The following is a 21,167-nucleotide window of genomic DNA, read 5'->3' as shown; positions in this document are numbered from 1 at the left end:
GGGGAATTTTATTGGAAATACCAAACGGCGCAAACGATAGACAGGGCTCCAAAACCAAACAATACCAAGATCGGTTTCCAAGCCTGTTTGATCCAATCGTTGTAGGAAATCTTTGCAGCCGCCAATATCGCCATGATCGCTCCGTTACTCGGGGTCACCAAATCCATCAGCCCGGCGCCATATTGATAGGCCAGGACAACTACTTGCCTTGACATCCCAGTCAAATCCGCAACCGGCGCCAACAGCGGCATCGTCAATACCGCTTGTCCCGAAGTGCTCGGGACTGGAATATGGAGAAGTGCCTGTGAAGCCATCATACCCAGGCCTGCGGCACTTGCAGGGAGGTTTTGAACAGGGGTAAAAAGGCCATAAATTATCGTATCGATAACTTGACCTTCGTTCAAAACCAGATATATACTCCGAGCTAGCCCTACTATAATCCCAGCGAAAATCATCTCGGAAAAGCCCTCAGAATAAGCCTTCGCTGTCCCATTGACACCCAATTTTCCAATCCAACCTACCAAAAGTCCCATGGCAAAAAAGATCGCAGACATCTCATTATAGCCCCAATTCCAATTGCTGAGTCCAACGATCATAATGGCGAACGTCGCAGCAACCAGCAATAGAATCAACTGATGAAATGGAGCAAGCTTGGTTGATTTCAATTGATTTCCTGAAATTGGATTGACACTATCTTTGCCTGTCCGTAAAAAATAAACAATCCAGAACCCAAGTGCCAAAACAAGAAATACCATCCGAAAAACGCCACCAGAAAAGACCTCAACACCCGCGACTTTTTGGGCAATCAAGACAGAAAAGGGATTCGACGGACCAAACGATCCGCCGATGACGGCGCTTCCAAGGGAAATTGCAATGACGGAAATTGAACTGTAGCCGATATTTCGGGCTAAAATCATCAAAACGGGTACCATCGCGATGATTTCCTCCTGTAGGCCGTTCAACGCACCGGCAGCTGCAAAAACAATTCCCAACATAGACAGCAGGAGGGAAGTCGCACTTTCAAACCTGGTGACGAGGAATTCCAAGCCAGCCTGAAAGGCCCCTGTCTTATCAACAATATAAAACGCCCCGCCCAATATCAGGATCAACACGACGACGTCGGCACCTGCGATAATGCCCTCGGGAACCTTCACCAGCATACTCCAAAACCCAACGGGACGGCTCTCCGCTTCGCGATAGCTTCCAGGGATTACGATTTCACGTTCCGTAGTGGGGTCGAGTCTTCTTTCAAACTTGCCCGCAGGAATCACATAGGTGAGTATTGTCGCCAAGACGACAAAAGCCAACATGATAACCATAGGGTGGGGGAAAGTCGCTTTTTTTATCATATTGGGTTTGTTTCGGGGAAAAGGACTAGGCGGTTTCCAGCTCCTTTTTTGTAATTGGCTGTTTTGAGGTATAGTTTTTCGGCAAATGCTTTTTCAATGCTTTCTTAAACAAATGAAAATCCACCGTGATCGTGTGTCTAGGGGTATCCACTTGCCGGTAATGGGGATGAGTCACCTCACGTTCACACAGCTCTCGAATATTTTTTGGCCGGGTCCATTTTCCCGCAATTTCACTTGCCATGATTTTGGCTTGTAATTCAGCGCCTGGCCAAATACAACCCAAGGGCTGGAACATGCCGATAAAATAGAGGTTAACAAACTCGGGATGGAACATCTTGAGGTACAATGGTACTGGACCTGAACTGTAGTCAATAAGCTCTTTACCAAAAAATGGATGAGAAAGAAAATATCCCGTACAAGCGATGATGGTATCGTACTCTTCCTCAAGCCCATCTTCAAAAACAACTTTCTTTCCGTCAAAAGATTTGATATCCAATCTGGGTTTCACCTTTCCATGTCTAATCTTGTAAAGGAGTTCATCATTGATGGTAGGGTGGGTTTCTCCAAATTTGTTGGTGACTTTTCTGAGTCCATACAGATTGTTATCTCCAACCATGATTTTAAGCAGCAGGTCAAAGAGAAAATTTCTGATCGGAAGGGGCACCCATTTACTTCTTTCGCCGATTTTATCCGAAGGAAGGCCAAAAAAGAATTTGGGAATGATCCGATAGCCCCGTCGCCAAGAGATCGCTGTAATTTCGCTTACCCGACTAGTTTCAACAGCCACGTCACAGGCAGAATTCCCGCCTCCTATCACGAGTACTTTTTTGCCGCGAAATGGCTCGGCTTTTTTGAAATTGTGTGAATGCAGCATTTCTCCAGAAAAAGTGCCTGGATAGCTTGGCCAGCGGGGATTCCAATGGTGGCCGTTGCAGACGACTAAGTCGGTAAAAATGGTGGTCGATTGAATCCCTTCTTTTTCTGTGGTTATTACCCAATTGCCCTCTGAATTCCTTTGACAGTCCAAGACCATCGTCCCAAAATGTATGTAGGGATACAAATTAAAATGTCGGGCATAAGCCTGAAAATACCGCCTCAGTTCGTCATGAGAAGGGTAATCGGAGATTGAAGGATCAAAATCATCGAAGGTGAAGTCCTCGTATTGGGACAGCGTTTTGGAACTGATAATATGTGTCGTTTCGAAAACGCTCGAGTGGCTTTCCTTTTCTGTATAGATCCAGTTTCCGCCCACATCGTGGTTTCTGTCAAATGCCACAGCATCGAGTCCTTGGTCCAATAAGTTCTTGAGTGCAGTGATTCCGGACGGACCTGCACCTATGACGGCGATTTTCCTATGCATATTTCCGAATGATTTCTTTTGCCATGATTACCGTACCAATGGTAGCAGGTTGCCTGATTTTCTGAAGCATCGGATCAGGATTGACGGCAGGTATTTGCTTATCGATGATGTATTTGGGGATATTTTTTTGCGTGTATTCGATCAGTCCAGCTGCGGGATATACGAGCAATGAAGTACCAATCACCGCAAATATATCGGCGGACAGGGCATGTTCAATGGCGGATTCCATCATTGGGACCATTTCCCCAAACCAAACGATATGTGGACGAAGTTGACTCCCTTTCTCGCATTTGTCGCCTAGCTTCAATTCCCAACCATCCAAGTCGTATATCAGGTTAGGGTCAAGTGTGCTGCGTACCTTGAAAAGCTCGCCATGTAAATGGATAACTTTGGATGATCCGGCTTTCTCATGTAAGTTGTCCACGTTTTGGGTTACAATCGTCACTTCAAAATGCTCCTCCAGTCGGGCGAGCTCGAGATGGGCTGCGTTGGGTTCACAGGAGAGTGCTTGTTTTCGACGCTGATTGTAGAAATCGAGTACGAGTTCTCTGTTTTTTCTCCAACCTTCGGGCGATGCGACTTCCATCACATCATGACCTTCCCAAAGTCCGCCGCTGTCCCTAAAGGTGCTGATGCCACTTTCAGCTGAGATACCCGCACCTGTCAATACAACCAGTTTTTTCATATTGCTAACCGATCCAATTTATCGGTCATCGATTGAATTTCAAAATCATTTTGGGTTTCAATTGCGTGGGTGATAGATGTACCAAACTTTTGATTGGGCTATCCGAATGCCTTAAAAATAAAAGGCGGGAAATTAGTCCCGCCTTTGCTCATGCTTTCTTTTTGACGAATTTCCCTTTCTTCTTGGAGGTATCTGGCTGTTTTTCAATGATTTCAGTCACCTCTGCGAAAGTAATACTTTCAGGTTCGGTGCCTTTTGGTATTTTGAAATTTTCTTTGCCAAACTTGATGTAAGGCCCCCATCTGCCGTTTAGTATTTGAATATCTGGATTTTCAGAAAAGGTTTTGATCATCTTCTTGTCATCAGCGTCACGCTTGTCGAGGATCAATTGGATTGCTTCACTCTCGCTAATACTCAGAGGGTCCATTTCTTTTCCGAGAGAAACAAATTTGTTGTCGTGACGGATATAAGGCCCAAACTTCCCGACACCGGCTACGATTTTCTTGTCTTCAAAAAAGCCTACGTCCCGAGGAAGTTTGAAAAGTTCCAATGCTTCATCCAACGTAATGTTCTCGATGAATTGGCCTTTCTTCATACTGGCAAACTGCTTGGCTTCATCGTCTTGTTCACCGATTTGCACCAAGGGACCAAATCTCCCCAAACGTGCCACCACTGGTTTTCCCGATTTAGGATCTATACCCAAATGCCGCGAACTGTTTATTTCCGAACGGTTGACGGTGGCTGTAGCTTCCACTTTGCTATGGAATTTTCCATAAAAAGAGTCAATCATATCCTGCCAATCTTGACCGCCGTGGGCTATGTCATCAAATTCCTTCTCTACTTTGGCGGTGAAAGAATAGTCGATGACATTTGGGAAATGCTCAACGAGGAAATCGTTGACGACCATAGCTATGTTTGTCGGAAACAACTTGCTCTTGTCAGCCCCTGCGATCTCCATTTTTGAATCCTTTCGGAAGTTCCCTTTTGAAATCTTCATTTCCACGTATTTCCTTTCCTGGCCTTCTCTCGATTCCTTCACGACATAATCCCGCTTTTGGATCGTGGAAATGGTCGGCGCATAGGTTGAAGGTCTGCCTATTCCCATTTCTTCAAGTTTCTTGACAAGGGAAGCTTCCGTATATCTCGGTGCTGGCCTGCTGAATGTCTGCCTGCCTTTCATTTCGGTCAAATTCAGGGCTTGACCTATAGTCAATGGGGGAAGAAGCCCTTTGTTTCCATTTTCCTCATCATCCGGTTCGTCGTCCGTATCTTCCAAATAGACTTTAAGGAAGCCTTCAAACTTGATCACTTCTCCTTGGGCAATCAATTTCTCAGGCACAGTCGAAATGCTGATGGTCGCAATCGTCCTTTCCAACTGGGCTTCGGCCATTTGCGAAGCAATCGCACGCTTCCATATCAAGTCATACAGGCGCTGCTCGTTGCGGTCACCCGAAACCTGTTGTTTTGAAAAATCGGTTGGACGGATCGCTTCGTGCGCTTCTTGGGCACTTTCAGACTTTGTTGAAAACTTGCGCTGTTGGTGGAAATCAGGCCCAAAACTACTCAGGATTTCCTTTTTGGCTCCCGCCAATGCCTCTTCCGAAAGGTTGACACTATCGGTTCGCATGTAGGAGATTTTCCCCGCTTCATAAAGTTTTTGGGCTACAGACATGGTTTGCGCTACAGAAAAACTCAACTTCCTGCTTGCTTCCTGTTGCAGCGTGGACGTGGTGAATGGTGGGGCAGGGGATTTTTTGCTCGGTTTTTTCTCAAGATTCTCAATATTGAAAACAGCACCGATACAGTTTTTCAAAAATTGTTCAGCGTCTTCTTCTGTTTCAAACTTTTTGGGGAGTTCAGCCGAAAGCGTTTTTCCGCTTACATCAAAAAGCGCTGTGATTTTAAATGATGATTTAGACTTGAATTTTTCAATTTCCCTTTCTCGCTCCACGATCAACCGGACGGCAACAGACTGCACCCTTCCAGCGGAAAGTCCTGCCTTTATTTTTTTCCAAAGAATCGGGGACAGTTCAAATCCAACCAAACGGTCCAAAATCCTTCTTGCTTGCTGGGCATTGACCAAGTCTATGTCTATCTGACGCGGACTTTCAATTGCCTTTAGGATCGCATTTTTGGTGATTTCCCGGAACACGATTCTTTTGGTTTGGGAATCTTTCAGATTAAGTACCTCTTTGAGGTGCCAGGAGATGGCTTCTCCCTCACGGTCATCGTCACTTGCGAGGAAGATTGTCTCTGCATCTTTGACTAGGCTTTTTAGCTGTTTGATGACTTCCTTTTTATCTGGAGTGATTTCGTATGTCGGCTTGAACCTGTTTTTGATGTCGATTGCATTGTCCCCCTTTGGAAGGTCCCTAACGTGGCCATAGCTGGACGCCACTTTGAAGTCCTTTCCCAAGTATCCTTCGATTGTTTTCGCCTTGGCGGGGGATTCTACGATTACAAGATTCTTCGACATACTTCTAAATTTTAAACAATTGAACGCTTAAGCGCTCCAAATAAAGCGCTAAAAATAGAATCCATCTACATGCCATCCAAATAATCCTTTTATTCATCTTTTTAATTGCCACCAAATTCCCCAACTTTCGGTGGTCTAGATCTATGCCAGCATGCTTGCTTTATACCTTTTAAGACATGGTGAATCCACGCCGGTAAACAGTGTTTCGGGCGATATTGGCCGGAATTTGACGTCTACAGGGAGGGAAAAGTTATTGCAGCTTGCAAAACTTTTGAAAAGGAAAAATATAAATTTTGATCACTTGTTGGTGAGTCCAGCCAAGAGAACTATGGAAACCAAATCTGTCTTGGAGTCAGAATTGGGTGATTTGGACTTCGAAATAGATGAGAGCCTATATGAAGGAATTCCCCGTGCACTCATTGACGCGATTTGTAGGCAGCCAAAGGAATTTAAGTCAATCCTACTGGTTGGGCACAATCCCGGGATATCGGCGGTTGCCTCTTATTTTTCAGGAGATAATTTTATCAGCTTGTCGCCTGGGATGATGGCAATAATCTACTTCAATTTGGAAGATTGGAAAATGCTGTCGGCAAATTCGGGTACCTTGATGGAAATTTTGCATTGACAAAAAGAGTCAAGATCCAGTGATGGTCAATAGGAGCTCGGATAAAATCCAAAACTAACTGATTGAACAGATTTGACAGGCGTATTTTTGTAAATGGCTGGCTTCCAACGCGGCAATTTTGAATCCAACAAAGCATCGAGGAACTGCGAGTCCAATCCACCACCTATACTGCGTTTGATGATTGGATCGGTAATGCGTCCATCTCTTTCGACCACAAATTCTATCTCAATCACTCCGCCCAATCCCATCTTGAGTTCCCAGTCCGGCAAATTGACCATGTCCAGCACTCGTTCCTCCCATTCACCTGGCTTACCGGGGAAATATGCACTTTGGTCGATAGGTCCGTGTGGTCTCAAAATTTCGTCATCCAAAGGAAGGAGGCTGTTTTCGCGAAGCCTATCAATCAACTGCCTCACTTTCCGATAATCGCCCTCACTTCGTATGCCATCAAAAGCATATTCGAACATGCCGATCTGTGCGACGATTTTTTGCCCCTCCAGTTCACTGATGTATTCAAAATGTTGCGGATCAGTCAATTTCTTCATCTTGATCCCAATCGTCAGGCTATCCTTTGATATGAGGAGTTTCTGCTTTATTACATCGATCGTAGATGTAAGTCTGTCCGGCATTTGACGAATATCCTCCGGTGCCCGTAGTGAAATCAAACCCATCAAAAGCACCGTGATTGGAAGAATCGCGATCAGCTTGATAAGACTTATGTTTTTCCCGTTTTTGATCATTTGAATTCGGGAAAGTGTCAAGGATTTTGCAAAATGACTCCCAACGGAGAATTCTATGCCGCGAATTGCCTGCGCAGCGATTAACTTGATATAGGAGTTGGTCTCATCGTTCCGTTTCACCATTTGATCGTCAGCGAGATATTCATGCAGTTCGGTAATGGCGAGACGCATGAGGTGGATGAATGGATTGAACCAAAACAGGACACTGAGCACCTGGAAATAGACAATATCCCAAGAATGGCGTTGTCGTATGTGGACAAGCTCGTGCCTGTAAATCATCTCCTTTTCCCGGGGTTCCAGATCGGCGGTATCGTCCCAAAATAGTCTGTCAAAAAATGAAAACACGGGACTTTTCCCGAAAGTAGGAACGACCAGGCATTTGTTAATACTGTCATAATGTGACTGAAACCAACCACGCTGATACAGGGTTCTGATTTGCGCAAGACCCCAAATCAACCTCGTCAACAGCACCGTTACAACAAAAATGTAAGCAAGAAGAAGATAATCCTTAATCTCCAGAATGAGCGGCAATTTGGTGCTGTGTACCGTTACCTCAGGAAGCCCATAAGTGGCTACAAAAACTTCGGGCGCCTCCTGTTCGGAGAGCGCCCGGAAAAACTCAGTCTGATTGAGAGAAATACCTGGCTTTTCAAATTCGACCGGTATATTGATCAAAGGACATATCAACGCGATAATTGGGCTGATTATCAGGTACGCCCTAGATACGTTAAATGCTTTTTGTTTTTTCAATAAAACCAAATAGACTCCATAAAAGACGAGGAGACCGAAGGTCGATTGCCAGATATAATCAATCAAAACAGCCATAAGGCTATTTTTTCACGTCTTCTTTCACTTCAGCCATGATCTTGTCAATTTCTTTCAGATCAAGGTTTTTGTCTTTAGCGAAGAAAGAGGCAAGCTTGGAGAAAGATCCACTAAAATATCCAGTGAGGAGATTTTTAATGGAGAAGCTCCTATACTCGTCTTTCGATACAATCGGGAAGTACTCGTGGGACTTTCCGTAGGCTTTGTGATTGACGAATCCTTTTCTTTCCAAAATCCTTACAATGGTCGAAACCGTATTGTAAGCTGGCTTTGGTTCGGACATTTTCTCAAGGATATCTTTGACGAAACCTTTCTCGATATCCCAAAGGATTTGCATGATTTGCTCTTCAGCACGGGTTAGTTCTCTCATGATTGTGTTTAAGTTTAAATTCGTTTCCAACTTATCCATTTAGTTCCTTAATTCCAAACATGAATGCCAAATCTTTTTATCTGAAATGCGATTTTTTTTTTCAAAGGTAAAAAGCCGAAAATTGGGTTTGAGACTGAATTTACACAATCGATTGAATATGTGTGAATTAATGTTTTTGCTTGCAGTTTTGTTGCAAAATAGCATGATTAGATATAAACTTTTGATCTTTTGGGTTTCTATCAACTAACAATCGGACCAAAAAAAAGAAGCCCCGAGGCCGGGGCTTTATTTGCTGGTGTCATGCAGTCCTCAGGCGGATGATCCCTGAGGCGTGAAGCAGCTTTACCACTGGATAAGTCGGATCAAACTCGTACCATTTGACCGCGAAGTTCGCCCGGTTGGGGAGTTTGTGGTGGTTATTTTGGAACAATTCTCCCAACATAAGTACGTCAAGCAGGAGGCTGTTTTTGGACATGTCATTGTTGTCAAAGTTGGCGTATCCATATTTATGCCCGCTCCAGTTGACTATCGCACCATGCACAGGGCCCATCAGAAAATGGATTGGCAACAGGAAATACATCCACCAATGAGTCCCCGGAAGCTCAAAAACGGAAATACTCAACACATATATAAGTACATAAAAAACTCCCCATCCAACCCTTACGGTCATTGAATCGGCAAAAAGATCAAACTTGCCCCAATCAGGAACATCCTTTGAGAACCTGTCCTCTGGCTTAAGCTTAAAGGAGAAATAGTCGTTGTAGATGTTTTTTGTTTTCCACATCATGGTGAATAGATTCTCGGTATGGTGTGGACTATGGGGATCTTTTGGCGTATCACTGTAGGCATGGTGCATTCTATGGAGAATAGCATAAGCCCTGGGTGACAGGTATGAACTGCCTTGGCAAATCCATGTAAATACGTAGAAGAAGCGCTCCCAGAACTTGTTCATGGAAAACATTTGATGGGCAGCGTAGCGGTGGAGGAAGAAACTTTGGCAAAACAAGGAGAAATACCAATGCAGCAGGAAAAGGACAATCAGAACCACGTTTTTTTATTCTTTTAATGTTAATCTGTCCAAAGATAGAGGCATAAATCTGAAACTTGAAAATCGAAAAGGTAAAATCACTACCAAATGTGATAAATATCAGCTTTTGGGATTAGGATGGTCGGGAATCTCGGTTTCAGGCATTTTGATATTCGATATGTATGAAAAACCTCCACAATGGGCATGGGGCATAATCTAGGCTCAAAATTACTTAGCAAAGAGAATCTTAGCATTTAGTCTTTAAAATATCACTAACTTCCCCACGTAAATCTCCCTATAGGAATCATGGCAAAAACTCATCAGGCAATGAACATTTTGTTACAATTGGTGCTTGGCGCAGTAGCTGTACTTATCGTTCAGTACATTCTTCCAGGTGTCGTGGTGAAGGATTTTTGGACAGCTTTGGTAGTCGCTGCGTTGATAGCGCTTTTGAACATGACTGTCAAACCACTCCTTATTATATTGACCATCCCGATCACGGTGCTGACACTTGGGCTTTTTCTCCTTGCTATCAATGCGATATTGATCCTGCTGACTGCCGAATTGGTTCCAGGGTTCTCTATTGATGGATTTTGGTGGGCTTTGGTGTTCAGTATTTTACTCAGCTTGGTCAATTCTCTGCTTGGGGTGAATTTGGGTCCGAAGGCATAGGCACCATAGCATTTCGGTCACCGATTCGATGGAATAAGGAAAGGCTTCCGTCAGGTGCTTTGAAGAAGCATTTGTTTTTCGATTTGTCAACCCTGATCAGGAGTAGGTTTATGTCTTCTTCAGATTCACCATAGTCTGCAGCCATTTCAAAAACTTCATATTCTAGCCCTAGACTGGGCGACAGAAATGCGGCATTGGCAAGCTCCACCATATGCATTTCCTCATCCACGTCGACGCCGATGATTTTTCTCTGGTCGTTGATTCCTACCAAGATGATTCCGCCTGAGGTATTGGCAAAAGCAGCTAGTGTTTTTGCAATTTTTTGGGGGCTATTGATTGCCATTTTGAAGTCGAGGTTTTCACCTTCGCCCCGTTTGATCAGGGCTTTGATAATATCATCGTTTTTTTTCGGGATAATCATTTTTTTTTATCCTAATTACTTGTATTTTAAATACTTAAATTCAAAAAACAAAAATTACATCTCTCCTCGCTTTTATGTTAGGCAAAAGGATTGTATGTTGTTATTCTTTCCACCAATTTTTGATTGTTATGTACCCAAATCAAGGTTTCAACCCTGAGGTCATAGAAAACCTCAAAAAAGAGCTTGCCTCGAGCAGGAAAAGTTACAAAATCGTCGAAAGTGAGGACAATTCTGATGAGTTTGTCAATTTTTATTTCGTAGGAATGTACGAAGGCCGTGAGGTCATTTATGACGCAGCATTGTATACCTTGAGATTGCATCATTCCTCAGAGGTTTACGACATGGCGGAACACCTTGCAGCAAAGAAGTTTCCCAACTTTAAGGGTATAAAGTATGAGGAGGACGAAAACGGAAACCTAAAACCGCTTACCAGCGAAGAGGAGGAAATCGGCTGGTTTATGACCGAGATCATCATGGAGATTGAAGAAGAAGAATCTGTGAAGGTTCAGGAGTTTGTTGACATCGACACCAACCATGACTACGGCATTGGCTTGGACGCGGCTATCAATGTGGAAGAAATCAATGACAAAGTCATCAGCAAGTTTGTGAAGGAATTCAACGAAGATACATTGGTGCTTGACGACACACTTTATACTTTTCAATCGGAGGAAGAGGACGTGGACGATTAGTTCGATCTCCGACAAAACATTTTCTCCTAACTTGCGCTTGTCCAAAAAACAAGCGCTTTTTGTTGATGCTGAAAATTGCCTGGTCACAACATTATTGTCATCCACTTCCTGCCGGTCATCGCTTTCCGATGGAAAAATACGATTTGCTTCCAGAGCAGTTGCTGTATGAAGGGACAGTGAAAGAGGAGAATTTTTTCCAACCGGCGAAGCTTGATGACCGATGGATCACAAATACCCATTGCAGCACCTATTTGGAAAAACTCAGGAATCAATCGCTTTCGAAGTCAGAGATCCGGAAAACCGGATTTCCGCTCAGCCAGCAGTTGGTCGAGCGCGAGGTCCATATTATGGCAGGTTCGGTACAGGCTTCGCTTTATGCATTGGAATATGGAATCGGGATGAACATAGCGGGCGGAACGCATCATGCCTACGCGGAAAGGGGAGAGGGATTCTGCTTGCTCAATGATATCGCCATTTCAGCCAATTATCTTTTGGACAATGCATTGGCAAATAAGGTACTCGTTGTAGATCTTGACGTCCACCAAGGCAACGGAACTGCCAAGTTGTTTGAGGAAAATACCAGCGTGTTTACGTTTTCTATGCATGGCGCGGCCAATTATCCCATGCACAAAGATAAGTCTGATTTGGATATCGGTCTGCCGGATAAGACTGGTGATCAGGTCTATTTGAATATTCTTTCCGAAAACCTCAAAAGGCTTATCGACAAGTTTCAGCCAGATTTCATGATTTACCAATGCGGTGTCGATGTACTTGAGACCGATAAAATCGGAAGGCTGGGGATGTCGATTGGCGGGTGTAAGCAACGCGATAGAATCGTGCTCGAAGCTGCAAAAGCCAACCAAATCCCCATTATGTGCTGTATGGGTGGCGGATATTCGGAAAAGATCAGCCATATCATCGATGCGCATGCCAATACTTTCAGGCTGGCCCAGGAACTCTATTTTTAGATAAGGCAAAATAGATTGGTTAAAATTGGCGGCTCTGGACAAATGGAATTGGAAATTATCCTGCTAACAGCATTAACCGAATTTAACATGGTGCATTTCAAATAAAATTTGCATAAATCTAACTTTGTTTATATTTGCGCCATTCAAAAAGACAAACCCACGTGAAAAAATTACTCAAATCATTGGTTATCGCGGGAGTGGCTGTTTTCGCCATTTCTGCTTGTAATAAAGCTACTCAATCTACTGACACAGCGACCGCCGAGGAAACTGCTGCTGCCGCAAAAACCGATATTAAAATCGCTTACGTGCAAACTGATAGCTTGATTGCCAAATTCAGTTTCTACAAAGAGAAGTCGGGCGAAATCACTGAAAAAGGAAAAAGATATGAAAGCGAATTGGGCACAAGGGCACGTGGCTTTGAACAAGAAGTTGCAAATTTCCAACAAACGGCTACGTCAATGACCATGAATCAGGCACGTGCCAAAGAAGAGGAACTTGCCAAGAAGCAAAACAACCTTGTCATGTATCGTGACAACTTGATGCGCGAACTTTCAGAAGACGAGGCTAAATTGTATGCAGATGTGTATGACCAAGTACAAGCATACTTAACAGAATACGCAAAGGAAAACGGAATTGACATGATCCTTTCATACACCAGAGGCGGTGCAGTTTGGTATTCGGATGCTGCTTTTGACGTCACAGAGAAAGTTTTGGAAGGGCTAAACAAAAAATATGAGGCTTCCAAGACTGCGCCTGCACCCGCCGCAACCCCGGAAAAGAAATAAGCAATAACGGCACAAGACCAAAAGCCCGGAGTTCCTTCGGGCTTTTTTTATGTCCTTGATTTTGGTACTTTTGCCCCCGAAAATCAACAACAGGATTCATGAAAATCACAGAATTTTTGAAGCACAACTTCCGTCACTTCAATGCTGCGGCCTTGATTGACGCTGCTGAAGGGTACAAAGCCCATTTGGACAACAACGGTAAAATGATGGTGACCCTGGCAGGGGCGATGTCCACGGCGGAGTTGGGGATTTCACTGGCCGAAATGATCCGTCAAGACAAAGTGCAGATCATATCATGTACGGGTGCCAACTTGGAGGAAGACGTTTTTAATCTTGTAGCGCACAATTATTACGAAAGAATTCCGCATTACAGGGATTTGTCCCCAGAACAGGAACAGGATTTGCTAGACAGGCACCTAAATAGAGTGACCGACACATGTATTCCAGAAATGGAAGCCATGAGACGCATCGAAAACGTTATTTTGGAAGAATGGGTGAAGGCTGACAAAGCGGGAGAAAGATACTTTCCGCATGAGTTTTTCTACAAAATTCTCCTATCAGGAAAAATGGATGAAAGTTTCCAGATAGATCCGAAAAACTCATGGCTGCTTGAAGCTGCGAAGAAAAACCTGCCAATGATCGTACCGGGTTGGGAGGATTCTACCTTGGGCAACATGTATGCCGGCCACGTCATTTCGGGAGATATCAAAAACGTGCACACAGTCAGGACGGGAATTGAGTACATGATGTTCCTTGCCGAGTGGTATACAGAAAACGCGAAGGACGATAGCACCATCGGTTTCTTCCAGATTGGAGGCGGTATTGCCGGAGATTTTCCAATCTGCGTGGTACCGATGCTTCACCAAGATCTACAGAGGGACAATGTGCCACTTTGGGGATATTTCTGCCAGATTTCGGATTCGACCACTTCTTATGGATCCTATTCGGGTGCAGTTCCAAATGAGAAAATCACTTGGGGCAAGTTAGGATTGGACACTCCTAAATATATTATCGAATCAGATGCGACCATTGTGGCGCCACTGATTTTCGCCATTGTCCTAGACCAATAAAAATGTACGGAAAGAAACGTCAAATTACGAAAAAAGCAAGCGGGCTCGCCCTTCTTGCTTTTTCCTTTTTCTCAGGTGTTGTTGCTCAGCAAATAACACCTCTTAAAGTACTCAATAGTCCCTATGATGAGCAGCATCCCGTTTTTTCACCCAACGGAGAGTTGTTTTTTACCGTGGGCTTTCATCCGCAAAATACCGGTGGGGCCACTGATTTCGGTGATGTTTGGACGAGCTCCAAAGATGCACAGGGAAATTGGCTCGCTCCGAAAAGAGTGGAAGGATTATCGACGGCTGGAAATGACGTGGTCGTCGGTTTTACTGACGCCTTGACGATTCTTGTTTACCACAGCGGAGGACCGAACATGAGGCAAGGAATCCACCAATATGCGAGATTCGGCAGCACATGGAACTACGTCAGACCCTTGGAGATTTCCAATTTCAAGAATAACTCAAGCTACTTCAGTGGCAGACTTTCCCATGATGGAGAAGTCATCGTGATGTCTTTGTCATCGTTTGGTACTTACGGGAATGAAGATATTTATGTCACAATCAAAAAAGAAGACGGAACTTGGACTGCGCCATTGAACCTTGGCTCTTCGGTAAATTCCTTTGCCCAGGAGCAGACTCCATACCTATCCAAGGATAACATGACGCTGTATTTCGCGTCCAACAAACTTGGAAACAGACAAGGAAAAGATATTTTCTATTCACAAAGAAGTGGTTCAGGTTGGGAAGATTGGGCAGAACCGATACGTGTGGAGGCAGTTAATTCACAGGGTTCTGAAATGAGCTATGTCACCTATGGCCCAAATCCAGCCATGGCGCTGTTTTCAACGACTCAAAACAGTGAGGGCTTTGGAGATTTTATGTTGTCTGATTTCCAGAAAGTTGAACCGCTCAATGCACCCGATACCCAGGCTGAAGTGGCTGAAATTCCGGCGCAGGAGGAACTCCCACCAGCTGTGCAAGAGGCGGCAGTGGTCACTGCAGCGGTTGCTGAGCCAGTGGCACAACAGCCCGTAGCCGAGGTGAAGCCAACCGTGGAAGAAGAAGTGAAACCCGCTGTTGTCCAAGAAGCAAAGCAAGAGGTTGCTCCTCCGAGTTTGGAGGTAAATGAGCCTGTATACACAAAGAAAGAATGGCTGTCGGTGAAGGTAGTCGACGCTTTTACCAACGAAGAAATTGGCTATCAAATAGAAGTTTCCAATGAAAGGGGAGTCAAAAAGGCAATTTCGACCCAACAAGAATGGCTTGAACTCGCAGAAGACCCACAGTGGACGAATATCCTGATACAATCTAAAGGCTTTATCCCACAACTTTTGTCAAAAGAAAACTGGGAAAGCCTGCAAGGCAAAGAGTTGGCACTGAAGCCTGCGAAAGCGGGTTCGTCCATCGTTTTGGAAAACATCCAATTCAATCGGGGCACCTCTGATTTTGCAGATGCGAAGTCGATACAAGTATTGGATAACCTGGTGGGCTTCATGAAGGAAAACCCTGCCATTAAAATACGTTTGGAAGGCCACACTGACAATGCGGGTGACCCAAGCCTGAATAAAGACCTTTCCATGAAAAGAGCCTCCAAAATCCGTGGTTATTTGACCATTAACGGAATCGAATTTGAAAGAGTAAGGATATCAGGTTGGGGAGGTACGAGGCCTGTCGCAGATAATAATACGGAAGAAGGTCGCGAAAGGAACCGACGCGTAGAGATGGTGATAGAGAATTGATACAACGGCCCATGCTCATATAAAAATCATGGGCCGTTTTCTTTTTACTTTAAAACAGGATGCGGCCTAGTTGATTTTGGCGCATCATTTTTTTCGTGATTCAATACGACGTGCAGGTTGTGATTTAGATTTTGACTTCAAATTCCTATCTTCCGAAACATTGACCCAAAAAACCCATAACAAGACATCTGTCATGTTTGAAAAGAGAAAGATCACGCTCAAGGATATTGCCAAGGATCTGGGAATTTCTGTTTCTACCGCCTCCCGCGCGCTACGGTCCCATCGCGATATTAGTCCCGAGACGATCAAGATGGTCAAAGACTATGCTGAGCAGCATCACTATGTTCCCAATTTTCAAGCTGTAAATTTCAGGAAAAGCAGGACCTTTTCAATTGGATTGATTGTGCCGGAGCTGGTTCATCATTTTTTTTCGACCGTAATCAGTGGTGCTATCAGTGCGGCAGGCAAACGTGGATTCAACGTACTCGTGAGCCAGTCAAACGACACGCTTGAGGGCGAAATCGTCGCTGCCCGTTCGATGTTGGCGGGAAGCGTGGATGGCCTATTGGTCTCGATATCAAATGAGACTTTGGAAGGTGCCCACCTCTTGGAGTTTTTAGAGGAGGGAAAGCCGGTGGTACAATTTGACAAGATATCTGGCCATTTGCCGACGCCCAAGGTGACGGTCGACGATTTCGAAGGTGCCTATCAAGCCGTTTCGCATTTGATCCATCAAGGGTTTTCAAAAATCGCGCATATCCGTGGACGGCTCGACGTAAAAAACTCCATTGATAGATATGAAGGATACGTACAAGCATTGATCGATAAAACATTGGAATTCAATGAAGAATGGGTAAAAGTTTGTAAGGATATTTCCGAGGAAGAGGGCTACCTATTTGCCAAAGAGTTAATGGAAACCGAAAATCCTCCGGATGCAATTTTTTGCATCACCGACTTGGTTGCCTGGGGTGCGATCAAATATTTGAAGAAGAAGGGATTCGAGATTCCCGCACAAGTTGGCGTAGTCGGTTTCAGTAATTGGAAACTCGCCGAAGTGATGAGTCCAAGCCTGACGTCCGTAGACCAACATGGCTTTGCGATAGGCGAGCAATCAGCACATGTGCTGATTGACCTGATAGAAAGCCAAAACCTGGAAAGTCAAGAAACTCATCAAATAAAGACCAATCTAATCATTCGTGAGTCGTCCAAACGACGTTGAGATAACATTATGTTCATTTTTGCTTCACATTATTTTAATATCTGTTGGTCTTTTTGGTTTTCAAATGTATATTTGTGTATTCAAAATGCATTATGGAGACTTTCTTTTCGCTTGTGATCCTCACGGTTTCGTATAGCCTCCTGATTTTGGCGATTTTTCCGGAAAAATATCTCAGAAAACTCAGCCACATACTTCATCATAGAAATTCACCAGACTACATCAAAGTTTCCTTGGCAGCGCCGATATTTTTTTCATTTCTTATAGGGTATTCCCTTGCTTCCACCATGCTTTACCTATTCATTTATTGATATTAATTCGCATTTTCATTGGACTTCATTTCCAATAATTTCTATTTTAGAGGTACAATAAGCTCAATAAAAATCAATAAACAACCATGGGAAAAGGTGATATCAAATCCCGTAAGGGCAAAATCAACAGAGGCTCATTTGGGGCCAGCCGACCAAGGAAAAAAAGAAATGTGGCGACCAGAAAAGCCAAACTTGGAATGGCCAAGAAATAAAGTCCCAAAACACCGCAATGCGGTGTTTTTTGTTTTTGGCGGAATGGGAATTTACCCAAACTGTGTTTCACGTTTTGCTTGGGAGCCTCCAAATTAGTTTCTCTAAGTTTTGTATCCCTTTTGATTGGCAGCCAATATTTGCCTATTTTAGTCTCAACCAATTTGATTTTTCGTGGATAAATCCCTCATTCCCCAACTCGTCAAAGATTCTCCTTGGCTGGAGAAGTATGCATCAAATATTTTAGACAGGCTTGAAATGTACAAGGCCACCTTGGGCCATGTAGAATACGAATATGGTAGCCTTTTGGAGTTCGCCCGGGCGCATGAGTATTTCGGAATCCATTTTGAGCCTTTCCGAAATGGGTGGGTCTACCGTGAATGGGCACCACAAGCGTACAATATCTTCCTAATGGGTGATTTTAACGGCTGGAATAAATACAGCCATCCCCTCAAGAAAGACGTGCGCGGCTATTGGGAGATATTTCTCCCTTATGAGCAATACAAGGACAGTTTTGTTCATGGAAGCAAAATAAAAATCCATGTTGAAGGAAAAAACGGTGCGCTTGACAGAATCCCTGCCTACATCAGAAGGGTCATTCAGAACGAGGAAACCCATGATTTTGCGGGTCAGCTTTGGTTCCCAAAAGAAACGTTTAAATGGACAGACCAAGATTTCGACCCGCGTTCAAATTGTGCGCAACCTTTGATCTATGAATGCCATGTAGGTATGGCCCAAGAAAAAATGGGCGTCGGTACCTATATGGAGTTTGCTGAAAACATTCTTCCTAGAATCAAAAAGGCGGGCTACAACACCATCCAAATGATGGCCATCATGGAACATCCCTATTATGGATCGTTTGGTTACCATGTTTCGAATTTCTTTGCACCGACATCAAGATTTGGTACACCGGAGGAACTCAAGTATTTGGTTAACAAAGCCCATGAGATGGGAATTTCCGTGATCATGGATTTGGTACACTCACATGCGGTCAAAAACGTATATGAAGGCTTGAATGAATTTGACGGTTCGGACCACCAGTATTTTCACCCAGGGGAACGGGGATACCATGAGGGATGGGATTCAAAATTGTTTGATTATGGAAAACACGAAGTGCGCCATTTTCTTCTCTCCAATGTCCGCTATTGGTTAGAGGAGTTTCATTTTGATGGTTTTCGCTGGGACGGAGTGACGTCAATGGTCTACCTTCATCATGGACATGTGTCTTTTGATGATTTGGGAAAATATTTTGATGCCGGAGTTGATGTAGACGCACTGATCTACATGCAGTTGGCAAACAAGCTGATCCATGATTTTTCGCAATTTGCCATTTCCATTGCAGAGGAGGTGAGCGGCATGCCCGGACTTTGTAGGCGGCAGTCAGAAGGCGGAATTGGATTTGACTTCAGGTTGGGAATGGGCATTCCTGATTTTTGGATCAAGACCCTCAAACACAAGCCCGACGAGCATTGGGACATGTTCGAGATGTGGCATGAATTGACCAATCGACCAAAGCATGAAAAGACCATAGCCTACGCAGAATCCCATGACCAAGCTTTGGTAGGGGACAAGTCGATCGCATTTTGGCTGATGGACAAGGAGATGTATTCGAGTATGTCCAAACTCCAAACGAGTTTGGTGGTCGATCGGGGAGTAGCCCTGCATAAAATGATTCGGATGATCACGATTTCTTTGGGGGGAGAAGGTTACCTCAATTTTATGGGCAACGAATTTGGGCATCCCGAGTGGGTTGATTTTCCACGCGCCGGAAACAAGTGGAGCTATCAATACGCCCGTAGACAATGGACATTGGTGGACACGGAACACCTGAGGTACCATGACCTTTTCGAATGGGACAAAGCCATGATTAGCCTCATCAAGGAAAATGGGGTGCTCGAAGCTGGCTTTGCAAACCAACTTTTCTTGGAACCGGATAAAAAAATAATTGCCTTCGAAAGAGGTGGATTGGTGTTTGTGTTCAATTTTCATGTGACAGAATCCTTTTTTGGATTCAAATTGCCTGTTCCACAGAAAGGCAACTATCATATCGTGCTCCATTCGGACGAGAAAAATTTTGGTGGATTTGAAAGGATAGAAGGAAATCCAATCTTCCTGACCGATAGAAAAAACAATATCCAAATCTATTTACCCAACAGAACCTGTATCGTTTTTCGCAAAAAATAAAAGGAAAAGGGGCTTTGCGCCCCTGTTTCCAACCATACAATGACATCTATCAACCAAACTAAAAGAGAAAAGCCTTACTCTCCGTGTGAGCAGTAGGATTTACCCCTGCCATTGCATTTGAAGAGTATAACGACCCCAAAAAGTGTTGGTTTTCTTAAAAATCCTAATTGGCAGAATAATCGGTTGGGCGGTCAAATACCTCAAGGATAGGCAAATTTTATTTGGCCTTGCTTCGCCGCATTCCCATCAAACTCATAATTTGGAATAGACCCTTCTACACTGCTCCAGCCCAAATCAAGCCGGCTTCTACACCTCGGATTTCCGCGAGTCCCTTTAGCCTGCCAATAGCAGTATAACCAGGATTCACGATAGGTTTTGCGATATCATCCAGCATCTGATGACCGTGGTCCGGACGCATAGGAAGAGAGATTTTGCGGTGCTTTTGGACTTTCAGAATTTCGGCGATTACTGCCTCCATCGGTACGTCACCCGTCAAATGGTCATCCTCATAAAAATTGCCTTCTGCATCCCTACGAGTGGCACGGAGGTGAATGAAGTGAATATGGTCTCCAAATTCTTTGACCATTGCCGGCAAATCATTGTCCGCCCTAACGCCATAGGAACCGGTACAAAATGTAAAGCCATTGTTTGGACTTGGATTGTCCTCGAGTAGCCGCTTCATGTCCTTAGCCGTGCTCATAACCCTCGGCAAGCCAAAAATGTCAAATGGCGGATCGTCTGGGTGGATAGCCATCCTGACTCCGTTCTTTTCAGCTATTGGCAGGATTTCGTCCAAAAACAACCTCAGGTGGTTTTCAAGCTCACTGTGACCAATGCCCTTATAGGTATCCAAGGCGTTTTGAAACTGCTCCATCGTATAACCCTCTTCAGAACCGGGGAGGCCTTTCAATATATTGTCCTGTAACCGCTTTAAGTCGGCTGGTGAAGCGTTCTCGAAAAAATCCCTCGCACGTGTGATTTCCTCGGCTGAGTAATCCAAATCTGCGCCTTTCCTTTTGAGTATGAGCAAATCAAATGCAACTACCTCCTTTTTTTCAAATCTCAAGGCTTTTGCGCCATTGGGAAGTGTCCAGGCCAACTCGGTGCGGGTCCAATCCAAGATAGGCATGAAATTATAACAGACTGTAAATATTCCCTCGGCCGCAAGGTTGGCTAGGGTCTGTTTGTAATTTTCGATGAATCGCCTGTAATCTCCAGATCGGGTTTTGATGTTTTCGTGAACAGGAACCGATTCGACAACCGACCAAACAAGCCCTCCTGCCTCGATTAATTCTTTTCTTTTTCTGATTTCATCTCGCGACCAAACCTCGCCATTTGCAATATGGTGAAGTGCGGAAACGATACCCGTAGCGCCAGCTTGACGGATATCCATCAAACTTACCGGGTCTTTGGGACCATACCAGCGCATGGTCTGTTCCATTTTATATGCCATAGTT

General features: G+C 44.3%; 19 protein-coding genes. 10 read left to right on the top strand and 9 right to left on the bottom strand.

The window, feature by feature from the left end; genetic code table 11:
- Window positions 1–8: 8 nt before the first annotated feature.
- The 4 genes from L0U89_RS07805 to topA all read right to left on the bottom strand — a co-directional run bounded on the left by L0U89_RS07805 (window position 9) and on the right by topA (window position 5,870).
- A complete protein-coding gene (locus L0U89_RS07805; RefSeq protein ID WP_234861025.1) occupies window positions 9–1,349 on the bottom strand; it encodes a YfcC family protein in 1,341 nt (446 codons plus the stop codon).
- Between the two features lie 25 nt (window positions 1,350–1,374).
- Window positions 1,375–2,709 carry a flavin-containing monooxygenase gene (locus tag L0U89_RS07800; RefSeq protein ID WP_234861024.1) on the bottom strand — a complete coding sequence of 445 codons (1,335 nt, stop codon included), beginning with the start codon at window positions 2,707–2,709 and terminating at the stop codon, window positions 1,375–1,377.
- The gene (locus tag L0U89_RS07795; RefSeq protein WP_234861023.1) at window positions 2,702–3,394 is read right to left on the bottom strand and encodes an SIR2 family NAD-dependent protein deacylase; all 693 of its coding nucleotides are present in this window, start codon (window positions 3,392–3,394) and stop codon (window positions 2,702–2,704) included. Before L0U89_RS07795 ends, L0U89_RS07800 begins: the two co-directional genes overlap by 8 nt.
- Before the next feature lie 148 nt (window positions 3,395–3,542).
- On the bottom strand, window positions 3,543–5,870 hold the full coding sequence (gene topA, locus L0U89_RS07790) for a type I DNA topoisomerase (protein WP_234861022.1): 2,328 nt from the start codon (window positions 5,868–5,870) through the stop codon (window positions 3,543–3,545).
- Window positions 5,871–6,021: 151 nt separating this feature from the next.
- Here topA and L0U89_RS07785 point away from each other — a divergent pair, with 151 nt between their 5' ends.
- Window positions 6,022–6,495, top strand: coding sequence for a SixA phosphatase family protein (locus L0U89_RS07785; RefSeq protein ID WP_234861021.1), 474 nt, complete (start codon window positions 6,022–6,024; stop codon window positions 6,493–6,495).
- A 26-nt stretch (window positions 6,496–6,521) separates the two neighbouring features.
- Here the strand turns inward: L0U89_RS07785 and L0U89_RS07780 are convergent, their stop codons facing one another.
- From L0U89_RS07780 to L0U89_RS07770, 3 genes are all read right to left on the bottom strand, one after another.
- Complete coding sequence (locus L0U89_RS07780; RefSeq protein ID WP_234861020.1) at window positions 6,522–8,060, bottom strand: M56 family metallopeptidase; 1,539 nt, start codon at window positions 8,058–8,060, stop codon at window positions 6,522–6,524.
- Between the two features lie 4 nt (window positions 8,061–8,064).
- The gene (locus L0U89_RS07775) at window positions 8,065–8,430 is read right to left on the bottom strand and encodes a BlaI/MecI/CopY family transcriptional regulator (RefSeq protein ID WP_008629829.1); all 366 of its coding nucleotides are present in this window, start codon (window positions 8,428–8,430) and stop codon (window positions 8,065–8,067) included.
- A 298-nt stretch (window positions 8,431–8,728) separates the two neighbouring features.
- Window positions 8,729–9,478, bottom strand: a complete 750-nt coding sequence (locus L0U89_RS07770) for an acyl-CoA desaturase (protein WP_234861019.1) — start codon at window positions 9,476–9,478, stop codon at window positions 8,729–8,731.
- A 306-nt stretch (window positions 9,479–9,784) separates the two neighbouring features.
- Between L0U89_RS07770 and L0U89_RS07765 the strand changes: the two genes are divergently transcribed.
- Window positions 9,785–10,129: a phage holin family protein gene (locus tag L0U89_RS07765; protein WP_234861018.1), complete on the top strand. Its 345-nt coding sequence runs from the start codon at window positions 9,785–9,787 to the stop codon at window positions 10,127–10,129.
- Here the strand turns inward: L0U89_RS07765 and L0U89_RS07760 are convergent.
- Window positions 10,089–10,550, bottom strand: coding sequence for an AlbA family DNA-binding domain-containing protein (locus tag L0U89_RS07760; protein ID WP_234861017.1), 462 nt, complete (start codon window positions 10,548–10,550; stop codon window positions 10,089–10,091). The genes L0U89_RS07765 and L0U89_RS07760 overlap by 41 nt on opposite strands.
- A gap of 128 nt (window positions 10,551–10,678) precedes the next feature.
- Between L0U89_RS07760 and L0U89_RS07755 the strand changes: the two genes are divergently transcribed.
- The 8 genes from L0U89_RS07755 to L0U89_RS07720 all read left to right on the top strand — a co-directional run bounded on the left by L0U89_RS07755 (window position 10,679) and on the right by L0U89_RS07720 (window position 19,710).
- Window positions 10,679–11,239 (top strand): hypothetical protein, encoded by a 561-nt coding sequence (locus tag L0U89_RS07755; RefSeq protein WP_008629822.1) that lies wholly within the window; start codon window positions 10,679–10,681, stop codon window positions 11,237–11,239.
- A gap of 65 nt (window positions 11,240–11,304) precedes the next feature.
- Window positions 11,305–12,207, top strand: a complete 903-nt coding sequence (locus tag L0U89_RS07750) for a histone deacetylase family protein (RefSeq protein WP_234861016.1) — start codon at window positions 11,305–11,307, stop codon at window positions 12,205–12,207.
- A 161-nt stretch (window positions 12,208–12,368) separates the two neighbouring features.
- Window positions 12,369–12,992: an OmpH/Skp family outer membrane protein gene (locus L0U89_RS07745; RefSeq protein WP_234861015.1), complete on the top strand. Its 624-nt coding sequence runs from the start codon at window positions 12,369–12,371 to the stop codon at window positions 12,990–12,992.
- A gap of 98 nt (window positions 12,993–13,090) precedes the next feature.
- Window positions 13,091–14,062 carry a deoxyhypusine synthase family protein gene (locus tag L0U89_RS07740; protein WP_234861014.1) on the top strand — a complete coding sequence of 324 codons (972 nt, stop codon included), beginning with the start codon at window positions 13,091–13,093 and terminating at the stop codon, window positions 14,060–14,062.
- A 2-nt stretch (window positions 14,063–14,064) separates the two neighbouring features.
- Window positions 14,065–15,789, top strand: a complete 1,725-nt coding sequence (locus L0U89_RS07735) for an OmpA family protein (RefSeq protein WP_234861013.1) — start codon at window positions 14,065–14,067, stop codon at window positions 15,787–15,789.
- Window positions 15,790–15,982: 193 nt separating this feature from the next.
- Complete coding sequence (locus L0U89_RS07730; protein WP_234861012.1) at window positions 15,983–17,008, top strand: LacI family DNA-binding transcriptional regulator; 1,026 nt, start codon at window positions 15,983–15,985, stop codon at window positions 17,006–17,008.
- Between the two features lie 394 nt (window positions 17,009–17,402).
- Window positions 17,403–17,528 carry a 30S ribosomal protein THX gene (locus tag L0U89_RS07725; protein ID WP_008629807.1) on the top strand — a complete coding sequence of 42 codons (126 nt, stop codon included), beginning with the start codon at window positions 17,403–17,405 and terminating at the stop codon, window positions 17,526–17,528.
- Window positions 17,529–17,700: 172 nt separating this feature from the next.
- On the top strand, window positions 17,701–19,710 hold the full coding sequence (locus L0U89_RS07720) for an alpha amylase C-terminal domain-containing protein (protein ID WP_234861011.1): 2,010 nt from the start codon (window positions 17,701–17,703) through the stop codon (window positions 19,708–19,710).
- Between the two features lie 274 nt (window positions 19,711–19,984).
- Here the strand turns inward: L0U89_RS07720 and uxuA are convergent, their stop codons facing one another.
- The gene (gene uxuA, locus L0U89_RS07715) at window positions 19,985–21,163 is read right to left on the bottom strand and encodes a mannonate dehydratase (protein ID WP_234861010.1); all 1,179 of its coding nucleotides are present in this window, start codon (window positions 21,161–21,163) and stop codon (window positions 19,985–19,987) included.
- Between the last annotated feature and the right edge of the window lie 4 nt (window positions 21,164–21,167).

The sequence above is a fragment of the Mariniradius sediminis genome (assembly GCF_021491425.1).
Taxonomy (GTDB): Bacteria; Bacteroidota; Bacteroidia; order Cytophagales; family Cyclobacteriaceae; genus Mariniradius; species Mariniradius saccharolyticus.
Note: the sequence above shows the minus strand (reverse complement) of the source record. Positions and strands in the feature narration are given on the sequence as shown.